The organism is Acinetobacter sp. AND/436 (assembly GCF_049546925.1).
Lineage (GTDB): Bacteria > Pseudomonadota > Gammaproteobacteria > Pseudomonadales > Moraxellaceae > Acinetobacter > Acinetobacter indicus.
Genome location: NZ_JBMXBO010000019.1, coordinates 24,569 through 45,126 on the forward strand (window position 1 = coordinate 24,569; position 20,558 = coordinate 45,126).

23 protein-coding genes and 4 tRNA genes are annotated in these 20,558 nt (G+C 47.2%); 5 read left to right on the top strand and 22 right to left on the bottom strand.

Features of this window, described 5'->3' with window-relative positions:
- Positions 1–11: 11 nt before the first annotated feature.
- From ACPEPR_RS12610 to rpoD, 5 genes are all read right to left on the bottom strand, one after another.
- Positions 12–1,196 (bottom strand): iron-containing alcohol dehydrogenase, encoded by a 1,185-nt coding sequence (locus ACPEPR_RS12610; protein WP_005176121.1) that lies wholly within the window; start codon positions 1,194–1,196, stop codon positions 12–14.
- 1 nt (position 1,197) lies between these two features.
- Complete coding sequence (locus ACPEPR_RS12615) at positions 1,198–1,731, bottom strand: hypothetical protein (RefSeq protein ID WP_160241544.1); 534 nt, start codon at positions 1,729–1,731, stop codon at positions 1,198–1,200.
- 81 nt (positions 1,732–1,812) lie between these two features.
- Positions 1,813–2,472: a lipoyl(octanoyl) transferase LipB gene (gene lipB, locus ACPEPR_RS12620; RefSeq protein WP_005176127.1), complete on the bottom strand. Its 660-nt coding sequence runs from the start codon at positions 2,470–2,472 to the stop codon at positions 1,813–1,815.
- 140 nt (positions 2,473–2,612) lie between these two features.
- Entirely contained in the window at positions 2,613–2,900 is a 288-nt protein-coding gene (locus ACPEPR_RS12625; RefSeq protein ID WP_005176130.1) for a YbeD family protein, read from the bottom strand.
- 99 nt (positions 2,901–2,999) lie between these two features.
- Positions 3,000–4,892 (bottom strand): RNA polymerase sigma factor RpoD, encoded by a 1,893-nt coding sequence (gene rpoD / locus ACPEPR_RS12630; protein ID WP_127799634.1) that lies wholly within the window; start codon positions 4,890–4,892, stop codon positions 3,000–3,002.
- Between the two features lie 374 nt (positions 4,893–5,266).
- Here rpoD and ACPEPR_RS12635 point away from each other — a divergent pair, with 374 nt between their 5' ends.
- Together ACPEPR_RS12635 and ACPEPR_RS12640 are read left to right on the top strand one after the other, a co-directional pair.
- Positions 5,267–5,473 carry a PA3496 family putative envelope integrity protein gene (locus tag ACPEPR_RS12635; RefSeq protein ID WP_005176134.1) on the top strand — a complete coding sequence of 69 codons (207 nt, stop codon included), beginning with the start codon at positions 5,267–5,269 and terminating at the stop codon, positions 5,471–5,473.
- Positions 5,474–5,542: 69 nt separating this feature from the next.
- Complete coding sequence (locus ACPEPR_RS12640) at positions 5,543–6,067, top strand: YecA family protein (RefSeq protein WP_005176137.1); 525 nt, start codon at positions 5,543–5,545, stop codon at positions 6,065–6,067.
- A 60-nt stretch (positions 6,068–6,127) separates the two neighbouring features.
- Here ACPEPR_RS12640 and ACPEPR_RS12645 read toward each other — a convergent pair whose 3' ends face one another.
- The 5 genes from ACPEPR_RS12645 to ACPEPR_RS12665 form a co-directional block, all read right to left on the bottom strand.
- On the bottom strand, positions 6,128–6,688 hold the full coding sequence (locus ACPEPR_RS12645; protein WP_016659900.1) for a glycine zipper domain-containing protein: 561 nt from the start codon (positions 6,686–6,688) through the stop codon (positions 6,128–6,130).
- Between the two features lie 282 nt (positions 6,689–6,970).
- The gene (locus ACPEPR_RS12650; RefSeq protein ID WP_423562512.1) at positions 6,971–7,378 is read right to left on the bottom strand and encodes an ABZJ_00895 family protein; all 408 of its coding nucleotides are present in this window, start codon (positions 7,376–7,378) and stop codon (positions 6,971–6,973) included.
- Between the two features lie 39 nt (positions 7,379–7,417).
- A complete protein-coding gene (locus ACPEPR_RS12655) occupies positions 7,418–8,032 on the bottom strand; it encodes a DedA family protein (RefSeq protein ID WP_160243472.1) in 615 nt (204 codons plus the stop codon).
- A 74-nt stretch (positions 8,033–8,106) separates the two neighbouring features.
- Positions 8,107–8,409 carry a hypothetical protein gene (locus ACPEPR_RS12660; RefSeq protein ID WP_005176151.1) on the bottom strand — a complete coding sequence of 101 codons (303 nt, stop codon included), beginning with the start codon at positions 8,407–8,409 and terminating at the stop codon, positions 8,107–8,109.
- Positions 8,410–8,618: 209 nt separating this feature from the next.
- Entirely contained in the window at positions 8,619–9,551 is a 933-nt protein-coding gene (locus ACPEPR_RS12665) for a rhodanese-related sulfurtransferase (RefSeq protein WP_005176153.1), read from the bottom strand.
- A gap of 199 nt (positions 9,552–9,750) precedes the next feature.
- Between ACPEPR_RS12665 and ACPEPR_RS12670 the strand changes: the two genes are divergently transcribed.
- Both ACPEPR_RS12670 and ACPEPR_RS12675 read left to right on the top strand, forming a co-directional pair.
- The gene (locus ACPEPR_RS12670) at positions 9,751–10,242 is read left to right on the top strand and encodes a DUF1289 domain-containing protein (RefSeq protein WP_160241541.1); all 492 of its coding nucleotides are present in this window, start codon (positions 9,751–9,753) and stop codon (positions 10,240–10,242) included.
- 49 nt (positions 10,243–10,291) lie between these two features.
- Positions 10,292–10,909, top strand: coding sequence for a LysE family translocator (locus ACPEPR_RS12675; protein WP_171521967.1), 618 nt, complete (start codon positions 10,292–10,294; stop codon positions 10,907–10,909).
- Positions 10,910–10,983: 74 nt separating this feature from the next.
- Here ACPEPR_RS12675 and panD read toward each other — a convergent pair whose 3' ends face one another.
- The 11 genes from panD to ACPEPR_RS12730 all read right to left on the bottom strand — a co-directional run bounded on the left by panD (position 10,984) and on the right by ACPEPR_RS12730 (position 17,065).
- Positions 10,984–11,364, bottom strand: coding sequence for an aspartate 1-decarboxylase (gene panD / locus ACPEPR_RS12680; protein ID WP_423562513.1), 381 nt, complete (start codon positions 11,362–11,364; stop codon positions 10,984–10,986).
- A gap of 134 nt (positions 11,365–11,498) precedes the next feature.
- Entirely contained in the window at positions 11,499–12,083 is a 585-nt protein-coding gene (gene pth / locus ACPEPR_RS12685) for an aminoacyl-tRNA hydrolase (RefSeq protein WP_016659905.1), read from the bottom strand.
- Positions 12,084–12,102: 19 nt separating this feature from the next.
- Positions 12,103–12,399, bottom strand: a complete 297-nt coding sequence (gene rplY / locus ACPEPR_RS12690; protein ID WP_005176167.1) for a 50S ribosomal protein L25 — start codon at positions 12,397–12,399, stop codon at positions 12,103–12,105.
- A 99-nt stretch (positions 12,400–12,498) separates the two neighbouring features.
- Positions 12,499–13,452 carry a ribose-phosphate pyrophosphokinase gene (locus ACPEPR_RS12695; protein ID WP_005176171.1) on the bottom strand — a complete coding sequence of 318 codons (954 nt, stop codon included), beginning with the start codon at positions 13,450–13,452 and terminating at the stop codon, positions 12,499–12,501.
- Between the two features lie 36 nt (positions 13,453–13,488).
- A tRNA-Gln gene (locus tag ACPEPR_RS12700) sits at positions 13,489–13,563 on the bottom strand.
- A gap of 91 nt (positions 13,564–13,654) precedes the next feature.
- A tRNA-Gln gene (locus ACPEPR_RS12705) sits at positions 13,655–13,729 on the bottom strand.
- Positions 13,730–13,748: 19 nt separating this feature from the next.
- A tRNA-Gln gene (locus ACPEPR_RS12710) sits at positions 13,749–13,823 on the bottom strand.
- A gap of 29 nt (positions 13,824–13,852) precedes the next feature.
- Positions 13,853–13,927, bottom strand: a tRNA-Gln gene (locus tag ACPEPR_RS12715).
- Positions 13,926–14,756 carry a 4-(cytidine 5'-diphospho)-2-C-methyl-D-erythritol kinase gene (gene ispE, locus ACPEPR_RS12720; RefSeq protein ID WP_005176175.1) on the bottom strand — a complete coding sequence of 277 codons (831 nt, stop codon included), beginning with the start codon at positions 14,754–14,756 and terminating at the stop codon, positions 13,926–13,928. The genes ACPEPR_RS12715 and ispE overlap by 2 nt, the downstream gene beginning before the upstream one ends.
- 12 nt (positions 14,757–14,768) lie before the next feature.
- On the bottom strand, positions 14,769–15,347 hold the full coding sequence (gene lolB, locus ACPEPR_RS12725) for a lipoprotein insertase outer membrane protein LolB (protein WP_016659907.1): 579 nt from the start codon (positions 15,345–15,347) through the stop codon (positions 14,769–14,771).
- Positions 15,348–15,352: 5 nt separating this feature from the next.
- Positions 15,353–17,065 (bottom strand): tetratricopeptide repeat protein, encoded by a 1,713-nt coding sequence (locus tag ACPEPR_RS12730; protein WP_168414501.1) that lies wholly within the window; start codon positions 17,063–17,065, stop codon positions 15,353–15,355.
- Positions 17,066–17,143: 78 nt separating this feature from the next.
- On the opposite strand from ACPEPR_RS12730, the gene hemA reads away from it, so the two are divergent.
- Positions 17,144–18,427, top strand: coding sequence for a glutamyl-tRNA reductase (gene hemA, locus ACPEPR_RS12735; RefSeq protein WP_168395971.1), 1,284 nt, complete (start codon positions 17,144–17,146; stop codon positions 18,425–18,427).
- Between the two features lie 35 nt (positions 18,428–18,462).
- On the opposite strand, the gene ACPEPR_RS12740 is transcribed toward hemA, so the two are convergent.
- Positions 18,463–20,361 carry a DNA primase gene (locus ACPEPR_RS12740; protein ID WP_104488032.1) on the bottom strand — a complete coding sequence of 633 codons (1,899 nt, stop codon included), beginning with the start codon at positions 20,359–20,361 and terminating at the stop codon, positions 18,463–18,465.
- Between the last annotated feature and the right edge of the window lie 197 nt (positions 20,362–20,558).

Sequence of the window (20,558 nt, forward strand, 5' to 3'; positions counted from 1 at the left end):
TTTGCTGGAAATTACCAAGCCTTTTTTAAGATAGATTTCAAATCTTCCAGACTGGCTTCTTTCGGGTTGTAAATGATCGAGCCATCGTTTAGGGCTTTTTCGGCCACTTCATCCAGCTGTGCTTCTGTAACCTTGCCGGTTTCACTCAAGGTGCGTGGCAATTTGGTCATGGCATACAGACGGTCGCGCATGGTCAGCAGGGTAGCAATGGCTTTATCGGCACGCAGATGCGCCGGAGTCTGGGCATAAATATCCGGGCCGGCCAATGGCAGCAGCAGTTCGGCAATTTTGTCGCCATTGACATCTTTGTTGTATTCCAGCACATAGGGTAAGAACAGGTTCATGCACAGTCCATGCGGCAGATGAGCCACTGCACCTAAGGCATGCCCGAGGGAATGTACCAGACCCACCATCGAATTGGAGAAGGCAATACCAGCCATGGTCGAGGCCTGTGCCAGTTCCAGACGGCCATAGGCATCGCTTGGATTGTCCAGCACTTTAAACAGGTTATTGCTGATTTTCTTGATCGCGGCGGTGGCATAGGCATCCGAAATCGGATTCGAGGCCATGCAGCTATAAGCTTCAACCGCATGGGTCATGGCATCCATAGCTGTCATTGCCGTTAAATGCGGTGGCAGGGTCTGGGTCATGCGCGGGTCCAGAATCGCGGCATGCGGCATCAGGTAATAAGAGGCGAATGGCATTTTGACATTCTTTTCAGTATCTGACACCACCGCGACCATGGTGACTTCTGAACCGGTGCCTGAAGTGGTCGGAATCACGAAGAAGGGCTTTAATGGTTTTGGCAGATTGTGCGCACCGGAATATTTCAGCAGGTCATCGCCGCCTTCCGTCACCAGAATATTGGTAGCTTTAGAGGTGTCAATCACCGAACCGCCGCCGACAGCAATAATGGCATCACAGTTGTGGTCACGATACAGCTGCGCCGCTTTACGTACCGTGTCCAGACTTGAATCCTGTGGCACATCATCAAAAATATAGCCAATTTCAGCATCGGTCGATTCAAAAGCCGCTTCAACCGGGGCCAGCAGGTTGTTACCACGGACGCCTTTGTCGGTAATGATCAGCGGGCGTTTCGCACCTAAAGTCACCAATTCAAACGGAATGTGTTCCAGTGCGGCATTGCCGGCAATGACTTTGACTGGACAAAAAAATTCGTAATAAGGCTTCGCCATGTTATGCACTCCGTTGGAAATAGGACTGAGCCACTTTCAGGTAAATATGGGCAGCTCCGCTGAGTTTTTCTTTTAAGTTAAGTTCGGATGGGTATTGTTTGACGGCCAGCTCTGCCAGCAGTTTAGGCAAAATCAGGGCTTCCATTTTGTTCAGGCAACGCACCAGACGAATGGCATAAGACAGGTCACCATCGGCAATCATGCGGTCATGGGCAAAGGCCTGTGCCGTACTTTCCTGAAACGAGAACACCAAAAAGGCATGGGTCAGATGCTTGAAGGTAATGACCAGATCGGGTTTGCCATCCAGTTCAGGCAGCAGTTCGAGCTGATGATCTTCAGTCACCCGGGCAATGAACGCAGGTCCATTGGGAAACACTTTCATGGACAGGATAAAATTTGCGGGAAACTTTGCAACTTCCTGTTTTATTTCTTGATCGACCTGGCTTGCCATCACCAGACCTCTGCCAATCACATCCATCATGAGTTTGACATAGGCCTGTTGCAAAGCGGGCTTCACGGTTTTGCTTGAAATCACTCGCTGAGTCCCTTTGTTAACATCTATTATTGGGTTTAGAGTAAATACTCTAATTTATTTCTTATTCAAAAGTAAAGTCATTTAGGCTTGAATGGTTTGAACCTCACTAAAGTAACCACTGTGCTCTAAAGTTTCAATGATATCTCGGCATAAAGTTTCAAACGATGGATAGTCTGGGACTAAATCCTGAATGCGCACCATTTCCAGACCGGCATACCCACAGGGGTTAATGGTTTGAAAACCACTCAAATCACAGTCAATATTCAGCGCTAGTCCATGGTAACTACGGCCTTTGCGGATTTTAAAGCCCAATGAGCCAATTTTACGCTCCGCGACATAGACACCCGGCGCATCTGCTTTGGCATAAGCTTCAATACCATATTTTTTGAGCAGCGCAATCATCAGGTTTTCGGCATACGATACCAGCGTGCGGACATTCCAGCCCAAACGGTTCAGGTCAAACAGGAAATACGCCACCAGCTGGCCCGGACCATGCCAGGTCACCTGTCCACCACGGTCGGTTTGTACCACCGGAATATGGCTGGGAATCAGAATATGTTCTGCCTTGCCGGCCTGACCTTGGGTCAGCACCTCATGATGCTGCAAAATCCAGAGCTCATCGGGGGTATTGGCATCACGCTGTTCAGTCAACTGCTTCATCTCTAAAAAGCGGTCTTGATACGGTGTTAATTGCGAATACTGGCGAATAATGAGGGTCGGTTTTTGAAGCGCATCGGTCACAGGCTGCGTCCTTAAAAATGAAATCTGCTGATGTGAATTATAATGATTCAGAATAGGAATAGGAGTGTGCCTGCTTTAAATTACTGCGCTTGCACGGCACGCCATAAAAAAACACGCATGAAGCGTGTTTTTTTTGAAACTTAAAGCGCGGTTTTAATCAGCGGGCAGGCAGCTAAATCGGCATAGACCGCATGCACCTGTTCCAGCTCCTCGAAACGCAGCTGTGCGGTAATCGAGTGGTATTTACCGGTACGCGACGGGGTCACGGTCATTTTGTCGCCATCAAAGTCCGGGAAGTGTTTCACGAAAATATCGTTCACCGCTTGACGCAGCTCTGCACCGGCCAGACCAATCAGTTTAATCGGGTAATCCATCGGAAAAACCCAAAGATGCTCTTGTAATTCACGAGAGGGAGTGCGGTCAATCATAATTACCTCAAAAGATTGAAAAACGCCTGCAAGGCGCAGGCGTTTTGGCATTGCTACTTAAATGGGGATGGATTGATCCCAATTCAAGCCGCTGCTGACTTAGTCGTTTTCCAGGAATGAACGCAGGTGTTCAGAGCGGGAAGGGTGACGTAATTTACGTAAGGCTTTGGCTTCAATCTGACGGATCCGTTCACGGGTCACATCAAACTGCTTACCGACTTCTTCCAGAGTATGATCGGTTGGCATATCAATACCAAAACGCATTTTCAGGACTTTGGCTTCACGTTCAGTCAGGTTTTCCAGCACTTCGCGTGTTGCTTCTTTTAAGCCTTCTGAAGTCGCTGCATCGACTGGAGAGGTGATGTTGCTGTCTTCAATAAAGTCACCCAAATGCGAATCTTCATCATCACCAATTGGCGTTTCCATGGAAATCGGTTCTTTGGCAATTTTCAGGACTTTACGTACCTTCACTTCGTCCATTTCCAGACGTTCACCGAGTTCTTCCGGTGTCGGTTCGCGGCCCATTTCCTGCAACAACTGACGAGAAACACGGTTAATCTTGTTAATGGTTTCAATCATGTGTACCGGAATACGGATGGTACGTGCCTGATCGGCAATCGAACGGGTGATCGCCTGACGAATCCACCAAGTCGCATAAGTCGAGAACTTGTAACCACGACGGTATTCAAACTTGTCTACCGCTTTCATCAGGCCGATGTTACCTTCCTGAATCAGATCCAGGAACTGCAAGCCGCGGTTGGTGTATTTCTTGGCAATCGAGATCACCAGACGCAAGTTGGCTTCGACCATTTCTTTCTTGGCACGACGTGCTTTGGCTTCACCCACCGCCATACGTTTGGCAATGTCTTTAATATCTTTAACATTCAGACCCAGCTCTTTTTCGATGTCAGCAATTTTTTGCTGGAAGGCCAGTACGTCAGGACGCACTTTTTCCAGGTAGCCTTTCATCTCTGCAGGAGCTTTGGCAATCTGTTCGTCTAACCATGCCGGATTAGATTCCTGACCCGGGAAAGTCGTACGGAACTGGGTACGGTCCATACGGCCACGACGTACTGCATAACGCATCACTTCACGTTCTGCTGCACGAATCTGGTCATGCGTGCCACGAATCATTTCTGAAATAATATCAAACAGGCGCGGCGCAAATTTGAACATCATGAACACGCTGGCCAGAGCCTGTAACGCAGCTTCCGCTTCTTTGCTGTTACGGCCATGCTTTGCAATGACGTCTTTGGTGTTTTTCCAGGCTTCAGTCAGCTCGGCAAAACGTACTTTGGCAATTTCAGGGTCCGGACCAGAATCCGCTTCAGAATCATCATCCGATTCTGACTCTTCTTCTTCATCGTCGTCATCAAGTTTGACATCTTTGGTTTTGGTGCTCTTGCTGCTCGATTCTTCTTCATCGTCGAGCACGGCTTCATCTTCCAGCACTTCCGGAATTTCTTCATCGGTTTCCGGATCTAAGTAACCTGAAAGCAGATCGGCCAGGCGGCGTTCGCCATTTTCATAATCTTTGTATTCTTGTAGAACCACTTCAACGGCATTTGGCCAGTACGCAATTGAATGCAGCACATCACGGATGCCTTCTTCAATACGTTTCGCGATACTAATTTCGCCTTCTCGCGTTAACAGCTCAACGGTCCCCATTTCACGCATATACATACGCACAGGGTCCGTGGTACGGCCAGGCTCATTTTCTACAGAAGCCAGTACTGCCGCTGCTTCTTCTTCAGCGACTTCATCTGCAGCTTCTGTGGTGTCTTCGAACATCGCATCATCAGATTCAGGTGCACGTTCATGCACAGGAATGCCCACGTCCTGAAGCATCTGGATGATGTCTTCAATCTGTTCGCTTTCCGTGATTGAGTCTGGGAGATGATCGTTAACCTCGGCATAAGTTAGGTAACCTTGCTCTTTGCCTCGGCTAATCAGAGCCGCTACTTGCGAAGTAGGGGAAGTCATATCGCTCATCTTTGCTTACTCTTCGTTGAATCTGTGGCAGTGAAAAACCGTGCATGATAGCACAATTTGCTGTAAAAGTTTCTGATTTGATCAATCAAGCATGATTTTATAAAAATGTTTGAAAGCAAAACTGAATAGGAATATGGGGCATCTTGCCCGGTTTTCAAGTCTGGCATCCGTTTTGTCCGCGAAATATTCTTGTCATATGCTTTAAACTATACTTATTCAGATAAGGTCTTCATAAATACACAAATTTTAGCGCGAAATACAAGCCAAAAATAGTCGGGAAAAACAAAAAATATAAATAAAACTTGACAACTTTTTCAAAGGCAGATAAATAGCGGCTAAACCCATTCACATTTTTTCATTCTGAGGTAGTTTTAGTGTCTTCAACAGATTTTGAACTAGATGATAACTACGGTGATGATGATGTCAGCTTCGATGAAGCGGCAGGTAAAATCAGTGCGAAAGAATCGTTAGAAAAACGTCGCCTGATTGATGATCTGCTGGCACAGCGTCGACTGGAGCGTGATCTCAAGGATTTTGATTATGACTTCGACGAAGATGATTTTGACGACGAAGATGACTGAAATTTGGGTTCAGTAAAGTCTTCGGAAAATGCTATGCTATACCTTGTATAGACGATTTTTGGATTTAAGATGAGTGCTTTAGATTTAGACCTGTTGAGTGAATATCTAGATGGTGACCAGAACGAATACGGTCTAGATTTTGCTGCCACTCATGGTTTTTTGTGTGCCATTGCAGTCGGCCCGCAATTTGACCAATGGCTGGATGAACTGTTTGAAGGCAACCAGAAAAAAGTGCCGGCAGAAATCGTAGCGCAGGTGAAAACCTGGCTCGAATCCATTCGTCAAAACCTGGCCAATGAAGAAGGCATTGAATTTCCATTCGAAATTGAAGAAGCAGATGTAGAATCAAGCTTGGGCGACTGGAGTGTGGGCTTTGTGGATGCCATGTTCCTGAATGAAGAAGCCTGGTTCACGCCAGAATTTGAAGAACAGCTGGTAGATCTGACTTTACCAATCATGGTGTTTAGCGGCATTGATGAAGAAGACCCGCAAATGGAAAGCTTCCGTCGTAATGGTCAGTTAATGGATGAGCTGGCGGAAGAAATTCCGGACAACCTTAATGAACTGTATTTGATGTATCATACTCCAAACTGATGCAAACCGAATAAATAAAAAAACACCTCCTCGGAGGTGTTTTTTTATAGCCGGATTACATTAGCGGGTCATACGGTTCCAGGCATCACGCACCGCATGTTTGGCATCTTCCCAGGCCAAACGGGTATCGCCCTTGGTGGACTCCCATTCGCTGCGTAAATCGGGTTCTACATCTTCAAAGCGTGTACCCGGTTCATAGCGTGAGCGCTGGGCATAACCGACCCGATAGGCGGCCTGATAATCGCGCTCATAGCTTAAGTCCGGATGTGTGTTTTGCAGGCTGGTATAGTAAGGCTGGCTCTGGCTGTGTTCACGCCAGTAAATATCTTCATCACCTTCGGTCGGGTTTTCGGCTTCTGCAGCGGTTTTACCAACCAGGCCGCCCACCACGGCACCAATGGTACCTCCGACCACTGCGCCAATCGGGCCGGTGGTGGCCCCGACTGCGGCACCTGTAGCTGCACCGCCGACCGCACCGACACCGGTGCCTACCGGATGGGTGCCGGTTTCACCGGTTTTCGGGTTGGCATTCAGCTGTTGCTGCTGCTGTTTTGGCAGCTGTTTGACCTGTTCGCGTTTTTGTTCCTGCTGGCGCTGGGTTTCTATTTCTGGATTCGTCATGTCTGCATCCTCTTGGGTCTGATGATGATCTAAGTAAAATGAATCAAAAAATTAAGATCAAGCGGATCTCTTGAGGTTTAACTTAGATCAGACAGCACCCGGCGCGGGCAGGAGAATTGCACCTTTCACGTTAAGATAAATAACTTATGTCGGTTTCTGGTGACGAAAAGCAGGGCTTACTTACATACGGTTAAATTTTCTATGCAGATGCGCTGTCCGGAAGTCACCCATCTGCACAACAGAATTTCTAAAGCATATTTGATTAGTGTTTGAAATTGCTAACTACTGTTTGGCGCAATAAGCGGCATACCAGACATAGGCGGCATAAAATACCGCACCATGGATGGCGACCATACATAGCATCAACACTGCCATGAGGGCCAGTCCCATTTTCTCAGCCGATTGAATAATCTGCTCTGCATAGGGGTTCATCAGCACCATAAAAAAGATAAACAGGCTGCCAATAATGATGGCCACGGCACTGCTGCCCCAAATCAGCTGAATTCTTTCATCTGAGGTCGGCAGGCGTTTTTCACGTTTTACAAAATGTTTGGCATTGATCAGCGCGACCACCACCAGTGTTGGAAAAAGGGTTAATACCCCAAGATTTAAACCATAAACTAGAACCATGGTCAGCAGGACCAGCGCAATGCTGTAGACCGCAGTCAAATGCAGCAAATAGTGTTTCATTGAATCCCCAAGTTTGGCCTGTAGCTCGGCCAATGCACATCACGAAGCGCGTTTACGCATATACCTACGGTATAGAATCCAGCCGATAATCGCAATCACAATCGCAATAATGACATAGCCGACCTGGCTAAAAATTTTCTGCATCAGCGCCTGATTTTCGCCAAAATAAAACCCGACCGCAGCCAGAAAAGTGGTCCAGATGATGGTGCCGAGGCTGCTGTAGAACATGAATTTCCAGAAGGGCATCCGGCTCATGCCGGCGGGAATACTAATTAAAGAGCGTACCGCCGGAATCATGCGTCCGGCAAAGACAATGCGATGTCCATACTGCTCGAACCAGTCCAGTGATTTTTTGACATCGGCCGATTTTAGGAACAGGTATTTGCCGTAGCGGTCGACAAAGCGGAAAATTGCATCATGTTCGAATTTATAGCCGATCCAGTACAGCAAGGCCGCTGCCAGTAGCGAACCGAAACAGCCGGCAATCACGACACCAACAAACAGTAATTCACCTTGTGAGGCCGAATAACCAGCAGAAGGCATAATAATTTCGGAAGGAATAGGGGGGAATACGTTGTCCAGAAACATAAGCAGGGCAATACCGAAGTAGCCTAGCTGTTCCATAATGGAAATAATCCATTCGGTCAGGTTCATAAAGTCAAGAAGGCCTAAAAATTAGACCTTCATGCTAAAGAGGATTGGTTTTTCAGTAAAGAGCTGAAACGTAACTAAAAATCTTCCTCAGCGGTATGCGACAGGGTGTGCACATAGACTTTTCGAAGCCCATACGCCACCAGCAGCGGCAAGACAGCGACAATCAGGTAACCACTCCAGATATTGGAAAGGTGATAGGCAATAAACATTGCCAGAATCGCGCCGAGCACGGTGCCAAACCCCACAATAAACAAGTGTGAACGCTGTTCAAGCTGCTGTTTCAGGTGGTGCAATTGCAGATCTTGCTGCTGATGCGCTCGTTGCAGTAAGGCAGTACGGAATTGGTGTTTATAGCGTGTTGTTATCGTTCTTTGCATAAGTCAATCCTTGTCCATGGGTGAGAATCTGTACGTCAAAATAAAACTGCATTGTTTTTGTTGTGATTTGGAGTTTAGCCTAAGCATGACTGGCTTCTGTTAGTACCAGAGGGTGCTTTGGTATTGAATTGATTCTGGTATGTGAATAGACGTAAAAAAAGCCCTATAAATAGGGCTTTTTGTAAAATTATTTGTACTGGTTTACATTATTACAGACGTTTGCGTTTTGCCGCTGCAATCTGAGATTGACGCATACGGAAGCCGGCTTTCTGTTTTTCTGTGGTTTTATCAATACAGTATTTACAAGATACGCCGTGTTCATAGCTTGGTTCTGCCACTTCTTCTGGCAGTAAAGGCCAACCACAGGCATGACACTTGGTATTTTGACCTTCTTCCACACCATGCGTAACCGCAGTACGACCATCAAATACGAAACATTCACCTTCCCACAGGCTTTCTTCTGCCGGGGTTTCTTCGAGGTATTTCAAAATACCGCCTTTCAGATGATAAACTTCCTGGAAGCCTTCTTGTAGCAATAACGAAGTGGATTTTTCACAGCGAATCCCACCGGTACAGAACATGGCAATTTTCTTGTCTTTGTGCTGTTCCAGTTCTTTTTTCACATAGTCTGGAAATTCACGGAAGGTTTCAGTTTGTGGATCAATCGCGCCTTTAAAAGTCCCGGCCTTGTATTCATAGTCATTGCGGGTATCAATTAAAATTACGTCATCACGTGCAATCAGTTCGTTCCATTCTTTCGGGTCCAGATAATGGCCGACCAGATCACGTGGTTTGACCTCTACACCCAAAGTCACAATTTCTTTTTTCAGCTTGATTTTCATTTTACGGAAAGGCTTGTCGGCGCTGTGCGACTCTTTATATTCCATCGCGCTAAAGCCTTCGTTCAAAAGAAACTGATGTACCTGATCAATGGCTTCGCGGTCGCCCGCCACCGTACCATTAATCCCTTCACCCGCCACAATGAGAGTACCGCACAGGTTGATGCTATTTACCAAGTCTAAAAGACGTTGTTGTAGATCCGCAGGATCTTGAACTTCTTTGAATTGATAAAGTGCGGCAACAACCCAACCAGAGGTCGCTTGCTGTTCTACAGGTGCAAGCTGTTCTACAGTAGCGTTCATGGAGTACTCCAATGTGATATAAAAAATTTGAGGGGCATATTTTAGCGTGAAAGTGCCCAGATAGCGAGAAATCCAGAACAGAAATATGGTTTTAAATCTGCGATAGAGTCGGCTATGATGCCTATCCTCGCCTATGATTTTACCAAAAGTAATACGGCCGCATTCAGGCCGGCATTACTGCGCTTTTCTGGAGTATATTTTGAGTACGGATCGTCGAATCGCCTCATTGACCCCGTGTGCAGGCCGCTGCTCTACGGTATTTGGTGATTCAGTGTGTCGTGGTTGTCGTCGTTTTAATCATGAAGTGATACGCTGGAATGGCTATACCTCCGAACAGCAAACGGCTGTCTGGCAGCGTCTGGATGCCCAGTTGGACCAGATTCTGGTACCAATGTTGCCATTTTCCCGTTTGCCGCAGGTAGAGCATTTTGTGCTGTCGAAGCGGGTGCGTTTACGTCCTGATGCCAGCGCAGGCCGCAAGTTATATCATGCGCTCAAATTATGTGAAAAAAACAAGCATCTGGCCGATGACAGTGGTCTTGGTATTCAGGCCGCGCAGGTTAAACCACTGTGGCAGGAATTTGAGCGTCGGGTACTGGCACTGGCGACTGCGAGTTATGACCTGGCATTTTTACGTGCCGATGGCATTAGCCAGCATTTATTAAAAGTCAGTCTGGAAGAGGATGACTAGTTTTTCATCCTAAGGTTTAAGCAAGAGTAGCGCAGGAGTACCACAGATGATCAATATGGCTGAATATCTGTTGTACTGTCTGGCGGTGGTGATCATGATTGCCACCCCAGGCCCGGTGATGATGCTGGTGATTGGTGCCGGACTCAAAGGTGGTTACCGGCGGGCGTTTCAGACCATTGTCGGGACTAATTTAGCTTCTTTGCTGTTAATTGCCTGCTCGGTGCTGATTTTAAAAGGCATCTTCAATATTCAGGCCTTCTGGCTGGATTTAATTAAGCTGCTAGGCTGTGTCTATATTGCCTATTTGGGGGTGGACATTCTCAAGGAAAGCCGGGCAGCGGCCGGACCGAAACAGGAGACGGCCAGCGCTGTAGGCGGATTTCGGCAGGGTTTTCTGGTCGGGATTTCCAATCCGAAAGATATTCTGTTTTTTAGTGCCTTTTTCCCGCAATTTATTCAGGTCACCGATCATTTTAATAACAGCTTAATCCTGCTGACCGCCAGCTGGATTGTACTGGATTTTCTGACTTTGTCTTTGTTGTATTTGGGTTTTTACCGTTTAACGCTGTCACGCGGTTATCGGCCGGTACTGGCGCTGTGTGGTGCTCTTTTAATTCTGATTGCGCTGTATGGACTAATCAGCACAGCAGGGCAGTATCTGTTTTAAGTAACCCATGACTTATATTTCTGCCATAAAAAAGCCCGCAATGTGCGGGCTTTTTCGTAGGATGATCTTAGGTCTTAAGCGACTTGTACCGGAATACAGTTGGCGGTGTGGCTCACGGTGTTGTCCGGGTTGGCATATACCAGGCGTGGTTTATGCGTATTGGCTTCTACTTCAGTGAAATCACCGAAAGTCGCAATAATGATGATATCGCCGACATCTGCCTGATGTGCTGCGCCACCATTGACTGAAATGATGCCTGAATTGTCTTCACCACGAATCGCATAAGTGGTAAAGCGTTTGCCGTTGGTCACGTTCCAGACGTGAATTTCTTCGTATTCGCGAATGCCAGCTAAATCCATAAGTTTGCCATCAATTGCACATGAACCTTCATAATGAAGTTCCGCATGTGTCACGAAAGCACGGTGAATTTTGCATTTTAATAAACGAGATAGCATGGCTAGCGTCTCCTTAGTGGACCTAAGATCTTTATCTTATGGTTGAATCAATCACTGCGACCGAATCAGCCGACGAGCGCATTTTGCGCCCAATTTTGCCAGATGGCAAGCAGGATTGTTCAACAATTATTAGGTTATTCGTTGGGTTTATAGGCATTAATCTGGTTCATGGCTTGCTGAATCTCGCCATTGACCAGTAATTTCATGCGAGACAGCGCGTGACTGAGGGCATCGTCCATCAAGCCTTGTTCCTGGCTTGGGGCTTTGCTGAGCACATGACCGGAAACACGTTCTTTAGACCCCGGATGACCAATACCAATGCGTAAACGGTGGAAATTTGGACCGGTGTGTGGAACGATGTCACGTAAACCATTATGACCACCATGACCGCCGCCAGTTTTCAGGCGAATAATCCCCGGATTCATATCCAGTTCATCATGGGCAATCAGCATGGCTTCAGGTGCGATTTGATAGAATTTGGCGAAGGGCACAACACTTTGACCGGAACGGTTCATAAAGGTTGTTGGTAATAGCAGACGAACGTCCTGACCTTCAATATTACCGCGACCGCTGATGCCTTTGAATTTCGGATCAGCTTTTAAAGAGATGCCATATTGATCTGCAAGGCGTTCAACAAACCAGAAGCCTGCATTATGGCGGGTTTGGGCATACTCAGCACCTGGGTTGCCCAAACCAACAATCAGTGAAATATTTGACACTAATTTACACCATTAACACTTATGCGCGTTTGAAGTCAGCGTGCATTGGTGTGTTTTTAGCAGGGTGACGTTGTAACGCTTGGATTTTCACGTTTTCAACTTTGTCGCCTACTTTGATTTCTACAACTTCTTCAAAGAAAGCATTGCTTTCTAAAGCTTTTACAAGCTCACGAAGTTCTAAAGTTACTGCTACTGGCTCAGCGTCGCCACCATAAATGATAGCTGGAACTTGAGCAGCGTGACGAAGGCGGCGGCTCGCACCTTTCCCTTGGTTAGCTGCTTCACGCGCTTGAGCGTTTAATACGAAGTTTGCCATGATAGACATCCTATTTCAGGTTAAATAAACCAGACCTGCGACCGATCTGGTGATAGAAAGCCCTGCATAAAGCAGGGCTTTTGAAAATTTAGCGCACTATTATAGATAAGAATCGAACATTGCGCTAATAGATTCTTCGTTGTTAATACGACGAATTGTTTCAGCAACCATGCTTGCGACTGAAACCTGACGAATCTTGCCAAGGTTTTGAGCTTCTTCTGATAATGGAATGGTGTCAGTAACAACCAGTTCATCAATCACAGAATTCTTTAAGTTCTCAATCGCTTTACCAGACAGCACCGGGTGAGTAGCATAAGCAACCACTTTACGCGCACCAAAAGTTTTGAGTGCATCTGCTGCTTTACACAGGGTACCTGCGGTATCGACCATGTCATCCACGATGACGCAGTCACGATCTTTCACATCACCAATCAAATGCATCACTTGTGATTCATTGGCTTTTTGACGACGTTTATCAATGATCGCAAGGTCGATATCCCCCATTTGCTTGGCAACAGCACGGGCACGTACGACACCACCCACGTCAGGTGAAACCACCATCAGGTTGTCGTGTGACTGCTGGCGTAAGTCAGCAAGCAGCGCTGGCGTACCGTAAATGTTGTCTACAGGAATATCGAAGAAACCTTGAATCTGGTCAGCGTGCAGGTCAATCATCACCACGCGGTCAATACCGACAGTGGTCAACATATCTGCAACCACTTTTGCAGTAATTGGCACACGGCTTGAACGAGGACGACGATCTTGACGGGCATAACCGAAATAAGGAATCACGGCAGTGATACGGCCAGCACTTGCACGACGCAATGCATCTGCCATCACCAGGATTTCCATCAGGTTATCATTGGTTGGGGCACAAGTAGGCTGAACGATGAAAACGTCTTTACCACGTACATTCTCGGTAATTTCTACAGCAATTTCACCGTCAGAAAATTGACCGACTGAGGCAGCACCTAAAGGAATGTGAAGATGGCTTACGACTTTTTGGGCGAATTGTGGATGCGCAGTTCCACTAAAAACGACAAGATTGGGCATGAAGCACCCTTGGCGGTTGGAATGTATGGAAATAGATGGCAGGGGTAGCTGGATTCGAACCAACGAATGGCGGGATCAAAACCCGCTGCCTTACCACTTGGCGATACCCCTAATGCGGCAGAACTTTAATATTTTTGCTGGTCGATGTCAAGGTAAATTAACAGCAGAACAGCAAACCAATGCTCTGTCTTTTTCGAGAAAATGGCAGGGGTAGCTGGATTCGAACCAACGAATGGCGGGATCAAAACCCGCTGCCTTACCACTTGGCGATACCCCTAAATTTGATGACTGTAAGATGGCAGGGGTAGCTGGATTCGAACCAACGGATGGCGGGATCAAAACCCGCTGCCTTACCACTTGGCGATACCCCTACTAATACAGTACATCTACAGGTGAAAAATGGCAGGGGTAGCTGGATTCGAACCAACGGATGGCGGGATCAAAACCCGCTGCCTTACCACTTGGCGATACCCCTATTCAACTTTGAAATGAATTAATGGTGATTCGGCTAAACTGTGGACCAGGTAAGCTTTACATGGTGCCTGAGCCAGAATCTCATCAATCTTCATTTCTGAAGTCACTTCAATAAAAACACAGGCACCTGTACCTGTAAGCTTGGCAACTCCGAACTGATCCAGATATTGCATGGCTTCATCGACTTCAGGATATAAGGCTCTGGCCAGTGGCTCAAAGTTGTTTCCGAAATCAGATGGCTTCAACTGATAGGCGCAAAATTTAGATGGCTTCGTATCTCTTGTCAACGTTTTTTGTGAAAAAAGCAGTTGAGTGCTGATAAAACAGTCAGGTTTTAGCACTATGTACTGTTTTTGTTCTAAGTCTATGAATGTTAAGTGTTCACCAATACCTTCTGCCCAGGCATTGCGGCCATGGACAAAAATCGGCACATCGGCGCCCAGTTGCACCCCTAAATCGGCCAGCTGCTCAGAATTGAGTCCACATTGCCACAGTTGGTTCAGCACAATGAGGGTGGTGGCGGCATTGGATGAGCCACCACCAAGTCCGGCACCCATAGGAATCTGTTTGTCCAGCCGGATTTTTAAACCGGTCGGCGCTTGGGCAAAAGGTTTTAAGATCTGCGCCGCCCGATAAATCAGGTTCTGTTCCAGATCGACTGAATTTAAACCGTCGATCTGAATCTCGGCTGTATCCAATGGCTCAAATTCAAGCCAGTCGTAGAGATCGATCAGCTGGAAAATGCTTTGCAGTTCATGATAGCCATTTTCACGGCGGCCAGTAATATGCAAAAACAGGTTCAGTTTGGCAGGTGAGGGAACACGAATCATGACAGCACAAAATTAACGGTTTTGGATCACCATTGTAATACGGTTCTCCTGACCGGATTCAAATGTTTGCTTTAAAATTAAACGGTTTGGCAAACGCGCCTGTTCGTTATAGCTTAAATCAACGGTCCAGCCATCTTCTAGAAACTGGGTTGGACGACGCTGGCTATCGTAAGCGACTTTGGCCTGTGTAGTGGCCGGACGTGCCTGCACCCAGTCAATGATATGACTGATTGGCGCTTGCCAGCCGGTGGCCCGCTGCAGCAGTTCTTCGGCTGTTGCTGCCTGAATAGTGCCGGTTTTGGCGCTATTCAGTGTGACTTGTCCCGGCTGGCCGGAAATCTGTGTTTTACCGACGCCTAAAATGCCGCTTAGTTCAATATCAAACTGTTCCTGCTGTTGCAGCCAGTTAAAAAAGGCGCTGCCTGACTGCTGTGGTGTGCGTACCCCGATTTTTCCTTGCAGATGAAACTGATTTTCTGCCTCAACCATTGGGCTTGCGGGTGTTTGCGGTTGGGTGAACTGCTGACAACCACCCAGCACCAGGGTGCTGACCGTGACAAGACTAAGACTGAGTTTGGAAATAAGTTGCATGCGTATTAACTCTGAGGGCTGTGTTGCGGTAACAATAACGAATGAAGCTGTTCTAATTGCAGATCATTTGGATATTTTTGTTGGAGTTGTTGTAAAACTTGACTAAATTTTGTCAAATTGCCCTGCATATACAGCGCCTTGGCATAACGGACCCCAATTTTGACTGTTGCACTTAAGGCAAAAGCCTTTTCCAGCACCTGAGCAGAGGTGTCAAAATCATTTTGCAGATAGCTGATCAGGCCTAAAGTATCCAGAATTGAGGCCTGTTCCGGGGCGAATTCCAGTGCCTGTTCCACATACTGGCGTGCTTCATCCAGCCGGCGGTTTTGCAGCGCCAGGGTATAGGCATAGGCATTTAAATAAGTCGGACTGTTCGGCTCGACCTGTAACAGCTTTTTCAGTAAACGATCCAGTTTGTCTTTGTCCTGATAAGGGTCTAGCAGCAACACTTCTGAATACAGCAGTTCCGGATCATCGGGTAAATTGCGGATGGCTTCATCCAGCAGTCTTAAGGCGGCAGTCTTGTTGTTCATGCGCTTTAGAATTTCCGCCTGAGCCTGATATAAAAAACTGGCATGCTGCGGATAATTGACCCGTTCCTGGGTTAAAAAGCGTAAGGCTTCATGCTGGCGGCTTTGCTGGCTATAAATATTGATCATGCTGCGCCGCGAAACGGTATACAGGCTGCCATCGACCAGACGGTAATAGGCTTTGGCGGTTTCAAAATGCTGTTTACGCTCGGCATTGACCGCCAGATAGTAATAGGCTTCATTTTGATACTGGTTGGAATAACGCAACTCGACCAGATATTTCTCGGCCTTTTCATACTGCTTCAAGTCAATACTGGTCAGACCAGCCAGAAACAGGGCTTCATCTTCCTTTGGCCATTTTTCCAGCATCGCTTCCAGTTTGGTCAGGGCCAATTCCGGCTGATTGGTTTTTAACAGATATTTGGCTTCAGCCAGACGTACTTCCAGATTGTTTTTATGTTTGCGGCTGGATTTGGCATACCATTCCTGGGCAGCTTTCGAGTCTTGCAGCGCACTTAGCAGGCTGGCTTTGAGCAGGATATAACCGGTCACTTTCGGACGTTTGCGTAGCACCCGGTTGACCGTTTCCAGCGCTTCTTCTAACTGGCCATTCTGGGCTTTTAAACCGGCAATCAGAATCAGAATTGAGGGATTATCTTTTTCTTTGCTGGTGCGTAGTGCCTGAATCAGAAACTCACGATCTTCTGGCGACTCCGGGGCAATACCGGCCAGAATCTGTTCTAAATCGGCAGTGGCATCAATGGCCAGAATCTTGTCCAGGGTTTCAGCGGCCAGGTCATATTCATGCGCTTTCAGGGCAATATGCGCCAGATAAAACAGGGCTGGAACATCTTCCGGTTCCTGAATCACCCAGTGGGTGGCAATGTCCAAAGCTGCATTTAAGTCATTGTGTTCCAGTGCAATATTCAGTGCGCGCTGTTTAATACTGGTTGAATTACTTTTAATTGCCAGTACAGTATAGTTATGTAAGGCGGTGGCCACGTCATTTGAGGCGAGGGCAAATTCCGCCACCATGCTTTGTTTTATGGCATTCAGATTTGTAGGTGCATGGAAAAAATCTCCAGATGCTCTAATATGAGCACTAGAAGCCATGCTACCCACGAGTAAGATTGTGGTAGAATATTGCTTAATTGTCGCGCCGCTAAGCCGGCTGGTTGTTTGACGCAATTTTTCTTGATCCAAGTAATGCTTTTTATGACACCGTTATTGCACAATAGCATAAATTTAGCGAAATGATGATCTGATATGTCTTTCTTTGCATTGGGTGTCAACCATCAAACCGCCTCTGTAGAATTGCGTGAGCAAATTGCTTTTAACCCTGAAAAGTTAACTCAATTACTTGCCGAACAAAGCCAGAGCCACCTGTTAAATGACATGGTGGTGGTTTCTACATGTAACCGAACTGAAGTGTACGCCATGTCTGACCATGCAGACACGGTGCTGGGCTGGCTCGCCCAGGTAAATGGTCTGGATGTCAAACAACTACAAAATCACGTTTATCGCTATGAAAATGCGCAGGCTGTCACCCACTTAATGCGCGTTGCCAGCGGCCTCGATTCCCTAATGCTCGGTGAACCGCAAATTCTGGGGCAGGTCAAATCGGCCTTATCTTTGGCCAAAGATGCCCACACGGTTTCGCAAGATTTAAACCATATTTTTGAATACGCCTTTTATGCGGCCAAACGGGTGCGTTCTGAAACAGCAGTCGGCAGTCATGCGGTGTCCATGGGCTATGCAGTAGCACAGTTGGCGCTACAGGTGTTTAGCCATCCGGACAAGCTGACCGTGCTGGTGGTGGCGGCAGGTGAAATGAACAGTCTGGTGGCCAAGCATCTGGCGGAAATGGGCGTGGCCAAGGTCATGATCTGCAACCGCACCCGTGCCCGTGCTGAAAATCTGGCCCAGGAAATTGCCCATCGGGTAGAAGTTGAAATTATTGAATTTGAACAGCTGGCAGAACATTTGCATCGCGCCGATGTGATCTCCAGCTGTACCGGCAGCCTGCATCAGGTGATTGGCTATAAAGAAGTCAAAGCCGCGCTGAAAAAGCGTCGTTACCAGCAGATGTTGCTGGTCGATCTGGCTGTTCCGCGTGATATCGACCCGAAAGTCGAATCACTAGATGGTGTGTATTTATACGGTGTCGATGACCTGCAAAGCGTGATTGATGAGAATCTGGCACAGCGTCGTCAGGCCGCGGTAGAAGCCGAGGTGATGGTGAATCAGCTGGCGACCGAACTGGTAACCCAGCAAAAGGTCAAAAGTGCCGGCAGTACCATTCAGGCTTATCGTGAGCAGGGTGAAACGTTACGTCAGGAAGAACTGCAACTGGCGATGGCGCGAATTGCCAAAGGTGAAAATGCGGCACAGGTGTTACAGGAATTTTCTTACCGTTTGACCCAGAAATTGCTGCATCCCACCTCGATTGTGCTGCGTCAGGCGGCCAAAGCCGAAGATCCGGAATACTTTGAAATGCTGAAAAGCGAACTGCAGCAGGTCAGTGCCAAACGGCGTAAATCTAAACGCTAAACCATTGTGATGGTTCAGTATTGTTTTAATGCCGCTTATTCTTCCAATAAGGTCAGGGAACGTTTTTTATCAATCTGATAAATCTGATGTTTCAGATTACGCATTTCTTCAATACTGCTAAATTTCTTCGAGCGGATTTTCTGCTGCAAGAAATGGTATTGTAGTTTAATGGAAAAATCTTCGGCCAGCTTATCGGCTTTCTCCGGCGAAGTGGTGTAATCGCCGACATTGGCCTGCTGTAAAATGCGCTGTAATTCGTAGTGATAAGCCGCACAGGCGCCTAGCACATAGTATTTGGCCAGTTCTGGATCATCCGGTAATTCATCAAAAATTCCGTTAAAGATTTGCAGGATTTTGGCCAGTAACTGATCGGCCGGAATCAGTGCGCGTAACGGTTCAAAATGAATATATAAATACGGATGGTTGATCAGAATCGCCACCACATATTCTTCGGCATCAACCTTGGTGCTAAAGCTGAGTGAGGCATCATTATTGGTATGTGGCTGCCATTTGCGGTTAAAGCCGAGTTTTTCGCGGAAAAACTGTTGCAGCAGATAACGGTAAGAGCCAGTTTTCGGTAACAGTTCAGTCAGCTGTTTTAACTCGCCCATCACCTGACTTTTGCCTTCGGGCTTGCTGATATCATGGTTTTGACTTAAATGCGCAAACACAAAATCAGACAGCAGTGGCGCCTGATCGAGCAGGCGGCGGAAATTTTCAATACCTTCACGGCGGATCAGCGAGTCTGGGTCATGATCATCCGGCAGCACAAAAAACTTCAGTTCACGGCCATCATTCAGCAGGGGCAGGGCAATTTCCAGCGTACGTCGTGCTGCTTTCTGACCTGCGGCATCACCATCAAAGGCAATGGTAATGCGTGAGTTCTGCTTAAACAGAATATTCAGGTGTTCGGTATTACTGGCAGTCCCCAGCGTTGCCACGGCGCCATAAATGCCATATTGCTGCAGCGCAATCACATCCATATAGCCTTCCACCATCAGCCAGTCCTGGGCTTTCTGCTTGCGGCCTTCGTATAGGCCATACAGCAGCTGGTTTTTATGGAAGACTTCCGAATCGGGCGAGTTGATATATTTCGGCTTGATTTCATCATTGAGCGCACGGCCACCAAAACCGACCACACGCCCTTTGTGATCGCGGATCGGGAAAATCACCCGGTCACGTAGCAGGTCAAAATCACGGCCGGAATCGCTGGTACGAATTAGCCCCAGCAGTTTTAAACCTTCAATATCTTGTGGAAAGGCTTTTTCCAGATGCTGCCAGTCTTCCGGTGCATAGCCCAAACGCCAGAACTGGATGGTCTGTGCGCTTAAACCGCGCTGGCGAAAATATTGCTGTGCCGACTGGCTGTGCGGTAACTGCTGTTCATAAAACTGCGCCACATTTTCCAGCAGATCAAACAGGTTGCCTTCCTGTATCGGCTCCTGATCAAAATCCGGATATTGTTCAAAACCGGCAAAGGGATCATCTGCTGGCTGGAACTGCTCAAAAGGATCAAAATGTGCAGCAGGGACTTGATCAGTTTCGGTCGGTGTGGGTGTTGCTGGCGCGGGTGCAGTTTTGGCCGGTGGCGCCGGTTTTTTGGCCTCGCGTTTATAGACCAGTTTTTTGCTGTCCTGATTGTCTTTTGGCAGCTCGATACCGGTCTGACTGGCCAGATCTTTCATGACATCGACAAAGTTACGGCTGTCGATATCCATTAAAAAGCGAATTGCATTGCCGTTGGCCTGACAGCCAAAGCAGTGATAATACTGTTTGTCGCGATAAACGTGGAAAGACGGGGTTTTTTCCTGATGAAATGGACAACAGCCCGAATAGGTCCGCCCGGTTTTTTTCAGTTTCACGCGCTGACCAATCAGATCGACAATGTCGGTCCGATCCAGAATCTGATCAATCGTGTGTTGAGGAATAGCCATACTGTTTTTATCGGGTCGGTTAAGCGGTAGGTCGAACAGATCGACAGGGTATAGAGATTACAGTGTATTGTTTCCTTTCTATCCGGTTTTGCGTGTTCAGGCAAGTGGCCAAGATAAAAGGGCAAGTATAGTAACGTATGCTTTATATTTTGCAAAATTGAAAAACAGGTTAAAAGCTCTATCCTTACTCGCTATTT